This window comes from Tessaracoccus lubricantis, assembly GCF_039544535.1.
GTDB lineage: Bacteria > Actinomycetota > Actinomycetes > Propionibacteriales > Propionibacteriaceae > Arachnia > Arachnia lubricantis.
The window spans coordinates 1-4,636 of record NZ_BAABLV010000048.1 but is presented as its reverse complement, the minus strand read 5'-3'; the positions used below and the strand labels follow the sequence as shown (position 1 = coordinate 4,636).

5 protein-coding genes and 1 pseudogene are annotated in these 4,636 nt (G+C 66.8%); 3 read left to right on the top strand and 3 right to left on the bottom strand.

Translation table 11 applies throughout. The features are described from left to right. Positions 1-44: 44 nt before the first annotated feature. A pseudogene (locus tag ABEA30_RS15995) lies at positions 45-377 on the top strand (nucleotidyl transferase AbiEii/AbiGii toxin family protein); the annotation flags it as partial. 64 nt (positions 378-441) lie between these two features. After that, positions 442-885: a nucleotidyl transferase AbiEii/AbiGii toxin family protein gene (locus ABEA30_RS15990; protein WP_386086328.1), complete on the top strand. Its 444-nt coding sequence runs from the start codon at positions 442-444 to the stop codon at positions 883-885. Between the two features lie 194 nt (positions 886-1,079). Here ABEA30_RS15990 and ABEA30_RS15275 read toward each other — a convergent pair whose 3' ends face one another. Further along, positions 1,080-1,574 (bottom strand): hypothetical protein, encoded by a 495-nt coding sequence (locus ABEA30_RS15275; RefSeq protein WP_345584386.1) that lies wholly within the window; start codon positions 1,572-1,574, stop codon positions 1,080-1,082. Between the two features lie 157 nt (positions 1,575-1,731). Here ABEA30_RS15275 and ABEA30_RS15270 point away from each other — a divergent pair, with 157 nt between their 5' ends. Beyond that, positions 1,732-2,040, top strand: coding sequence for a VOC family protein (locus ABEA30_RS15270; RefSeq protein ID WP_345584388.1), 309 nt, complete (start codon positions 1,732-1,734; stop codon positions 2,038-2,040). 5 nt (positions 2,041-2,045) lie between these two features. On the opposite strand, the gene ABEA30_RS15265 is transcribed toward ABEA30_RS15270, so the two are convergent. Next, a complete protein-coding gene (locus ABEA30_RS15265; protein ID WP_345584385.1) occupies positions 2,046-3,143 on the bottom strand; it encodes a YihY/virulence factor BrkB family protein in 1,098 nt (365 codons plus the stop codon). Positions 3,144-3,718: 575 nt separating this feature from the next. Next, positions 3,719-4,462, bottom strand: a complete 744-nt coding sequence (locus tag ABEA30_RS15260; RefSeq protein WP_345584384.1) for an SDR family oxidoreductase — start codon at positions 4,460-4,462, stop codon at positions 3,719-3,721. Positions 4,463-4,636 lie beyond the last annotated feature (174 nt).

Below are 4,636 nucleotides of genomic sequence, written 5' to 3'. Positions count from 1 at the left end.
CTCCGCAACGGGACCTACTACCAGCCAAGACCAGCCGTCGCAGCTTGACAGACACCATAGGGACACCCCCCCGACGCCGGGCACGAATCACCAGGCAACCAACCCCCGGCGCCGCGCTGGACCCGACGGAACGAGACCAGTGGGCCGGTCGCTTCGGTGTCGCCGCCACCCAGATCGATCACGACTTCGCCGTCTCACACCTGCTCGCAGCACTCAGCCCCCTTGCGGACCGGTTCGTCTTCTACGGCGGCACCGCACTCAGCCGCACCTTCCTCCCCGATCTACGACTCTCCGAGGACATCGACCTGCTCAGCATCGGCGCCAGACGCGACGTCGCACCGCTCCTAGACCAGGCACTCCGCGACTACATGGAACCCAGATTCGGCGAACTGAGCGCCCACCCGTGGCTGGCCAACGCGACGCGAGACCCAGGCGTGCGTCCTGCACGTCGGCCGAGTCGACGTACGGCTCCAGCTCATCGACGGCCGCGACTATCCCGACTGGCCCACCCAGAACTCCGCCATCGAGCAGCGCTACACCGGCATACCCGAGGTCGTCCTGCGCACCTACACGGCGCCAGCCTTCGTCGGCGCGAAGACCTCCGCATGGATCGAGACCACCCGCAACGCGCCCCGCGACCTCTACGACCTCTGGGCACTCGCCCACGCCGGCCACATCGACACCGACGCCGCCCACCTCTACCGCAGACACGGCCCCACCGGCGGCTACCCCGAACGAAGCCTGCTCCCCGCCGCGCCGCCTTCAGAACAGGAATGGCAGGACGCACTCAGCCACCAGTGCATCCCCCAAGTCACCGCCACCGACGCCTACGAAACAGTCGTCTCAACCTGGGCACGAGCCGTCACCGCCGCGAAGTCGCGATGACCGCCGAAGCCGGAAGGATCGAGACACGACGAGCTCCACTTCGGGCGACAAGATGACCACTTCGTGAGATTGCCCCACCGGTGCCCCAAATTGACCAGTTCATAGCGCGCAAACATATAACATACCTTGTAAACACCTAGTTGCCACGACACTTGCCTCAGGTTCGAGTCCTGTCGCCCCGACCATCGTTCGCCCTAGTCAGACGTCAGTTGCGGCATGGGAACGACGTCTCGTGCAATATGCGTGCAATAGCGATTCACGCAAGACCCGCGAGACCTCGTCCTTCGGGTCGCCCCTTCGCGCCGAGCGAGGCGCCTGTTTGCGTCCGTCAGGAGCCGGTGATCCCCGGCGCGGAGAGCGGCGAGTTGCCCCGCGAGCTCTCCCACCGTTTCCCTGGTCGCGCGGCTGATGTGCGAGGCCAAAGTCGTCGAGCCGTCACCGTCGAGGATGTCGACCAACCGTTCCAGGGATGCAGGCTCCCAGTCAGCGTGCAGCTGTCGGCCCGCCCGGTAGGGGCCCACGAGGTAATCCTGGTACTCCCAACGCTGGAGCGCTTCTACGTCATCCCAGAGCGCTTCGCCGTGGGGAGCGTAGCGGGTGGCCTGCAGCAGCGGGCCGAGATCGCGCGCATCCTTGTTCGGTTCACCGACATGTCTATAGTGCCAAGCCACCAGCTTGAGGCCGATCATCGAGCTCAGCGTCGGCACCTTGACCGCCGTGCTGCCTAAGGTCACCGTTCGGCTGTGGCGGCGGCCTCCGCCATGCCCGTGATGTCGAGAGTGAGGCCTTCGGCGGGCTCGACGACCCCGCCGGGCGCGACCCGGGGACCGTAGGGAATCACGCGGCATCCCCTGCATTGGGCTCAACGGCGGACCCCAGTTCACGCAGAGCGAGGCGTTCTCCTTCCAGATCGCCACGGACGACCAGGAGGAGACCGACCGCTACTGGAACGCCATCGTCGGCAACGGCGGGCAGGAGAGCGCCTGCGGCTGGTGCAAGGACCGCTGGGGTGTGTCCTGGCAGATCACGCCCAGAGCGCTCACCGACGCCATGGAATCAGCCGATTCAGGGGTGCGGGAGCGCGCGTTCGCCGCGATGCTCACGATGCAGAAGATCGACGTGGCCGAGATCGAGCGGGCCGTGGCAGGGGCCTGAATGCCTCAGCGATCTGTCGAGCGCTCGTTCTCCAGCCGCAACTCCCTGCCCCGCGTGACGAGCTTGGTGTGCCTGTCCGCGAGCTTCTCCGACGCGCGGGTGTCGCGTGGGGGCAACTTGATCGTCTCCTCCGCCTCGATGCCACCCTGGAGTTGCCTCCCCCGCTCGATCTCCGCGTCGACCTCTGCGCCGAACAGCAGCACGTTGTTGACGATCCACAGCCCCAGCAGCAGGACGATGAACGAGCCGATGATGCCGTAGGTGGCGTTGTAGGACGCGAAGTTGGAGACGTAGATCGAGAACGCGACCACCGCGACGGCGGCCACCACGAGGGCCAGCACGGCGCCGATGCTGATCCAGCGGAACCTCGGCTGCTTAACGTTGGGGGTGAAGTAGTACAGCATCGCGATGACCAGCACCGCCAACGCCACGATCACCGGCCACTTCGCGATGTTCCACACCAGAACCGCCGTGTCGCCGAGGCCGATCAGGTCGCCCACCGACTGCGCAAGGTCCCCTGACAGGACCATGGCGAAGACGATCACGGCCAGGATGACCACCAGCACGAGGGTCAAAAGCAGCATCTGTGGCTTGTGTTTCCAGAAGGGCCGGCCCTCCTCCACCTCATAGATCCTGTTCATCGCCCGCGAGAAGGCACCCACGTACCCGGAGGCCGCCCACAGCGCCAGGACGAGACCGGTCACCAGCGCCAGGCCGGCGCCCGTCTGCTCAGCCAGCCCGCTGACGGTGTCCCCCAACAGGCCGGCGAGTTCCTCTGGGGCGTACTGATCTATGAGGGTTCTGATGCCCTGCGCCGATTGCTCGCCTTGGCCGAAGACGCCCAGTAGCGAGACCAGTGCCAGGAGCATCGGGAACATCGAGAGGACGGCGAAGTACGTGAGGCTCGCCGCAAGGTCGGTCACGTGGTCCTTCGAGAACTCCGACAGTGACCGCTTGAAGGCGTACGTCCAGGACGTCTTGTGCAGGTCCGGGGGTGAATCCGGCTTGCGCGCGTCGTCGGGTTCGGGGGCGCTGGCCGCCTTGTCCCGGGTCTGTTCCACTGACTCGGGTTCTGAGGCATGTTCGGCTTCGTGGTTCGGCATCGTGCTGCTCCTTCCGCCGGGCCAGTCGCGAGGAGTGAGGAGCGCTACGCCCCGATCCACCGGGTAGGTGGTGTGCTCGTGGCCAGGTCTCACATCGTAACGGCCCCCCCGATCAAGCGATGACGAAAATAGCATCGCAGATTCCCCCGCGTGCCCACGACCCCACGCGGCGACGGACCCCGGAGCGTTCGCCGCTTCGGGGTCCATCGGGTAGCTACCGGCCAGCGTCAGGCGTACCCACCAGAGGGGCGGGGCGTGACGGGCGGCGGGGCGCCGCTGTGGACGCGTCGGACGAGGTAGGTGATCAGTGAAGCGAAGGAGCGCTTCGGCTCGGTCGGCGATTGTGGTCGCTCAAGCTCAAGGCGTCGGAGGGTGGCCTCCCGCTCGAGCTCCGCTGCGCGTTCCTGATGGATCGCGTATGGAACGTGGTAGTCGTACATTGTGGTCCCCCCGGTCTCGCGGACCCTGCTCCGGATCCGCGCAATTGCTGACAGGTCCAACTGTCCGCCGGAGGGACACCCCGTCGCATCGGGCAGATGCCCTAACCGGTCTCCGCGCCCCATGCCTGGAGCCCATCAGTCATGCGGCACGTCCTCGTCGACCCCCTGCAGGAACGGACCCTGCGGGCCCACCCCCTCCGTGAGCGCGTTCACCGTCTGGCCGCTGTTCCGGCGCACCAGCGAGTCCAGCGCCAGCCCGACGGGATGCACGCCGTCGCGGAACCTGATGGTGATGCCGGGTAGATCCGCCCGGCCGACGACGGCAGCGAGCACCTGGGCGACATTGCCGCGGGAGGTCAGCCCCGAAAGCACGTGGTCGCCGTACTCGATCTTCCCCGTGGCCGGTTCCTCCGTGAGCTGTCCGGGCGCGACGATCGTCCAGTTGAGCGACGACGCCCTCAGGTGCTGGTCAGCGTCGGCCTTGGCCACCGCATAGTGGTGGAAGGGGTTGTCCTCGGGGATGTCGTCGACGCCGGAGCCCACATAGGAGACCATCACGAACCGCCAGACCCCCGCCTGCAGGGCGGCGTCGACCGCGCGCATGGCCGCGTCCCTGTCGACGGCGTAGGTGCGCTCGGGATTGCCTCCGCCGGCGCCGGCCGACCAGATCACGGCGTCGAAGCCGTCGAACTGGGCGGCCAGGGCGTCGGTGTCGAGGCACTCCACGTCGGCCACCACAGCGCTGGCCCCCGTCTCCTCCACGTCGCTCACGTGGGCCGGGTTGCGGATCAGCGCCGCAACCTCGTGGCCGCCCTGCACCAGGAGGGGGTGCAGGAGTAGAGCGATCTTTCCGTGTCCACCGATGATGCAGATCTTCATGCCACCGACCCTACGTGGGTTCCGCGACGTCCGGAAGGACCCCGACGGGGCGTTTACCGTGAGCAATTGGATGGGGTCACGGTGGCGACACGCCGACGAACAGCGGGCGGATTCAATCGGTGGGTGCAACACCAACTAGTTTGGCCAGTTTCTCAGCAGGGGTCTCGTAATCCA

Excerpts from the sequence above, each read along its gene's own strand:
- ABEA30_RS15275 (WP_345584386.1), bottom strand. The coding sequence starts at position 1,574 with ATGATCGGCCTCAAGCTGGTGGCTTGGCACTATAGACATGTCGGTGAA.
- ABEA30_RS15265 (WP_345584385.1), bottom strand. The coding sequence starts at position 3,143 with ATGCCGAACCACGAAGCCGAACATGCCTCAGAACCCGAGTCAGTGGAA.
- ABEA30_RS15260 (WP_345584384.1), bottom strand. The coding sequence starts at position 4,462 with ATGAAGATCTGCATCATCGGTGGACACGGAAAGATCGCTCTACTCCTG.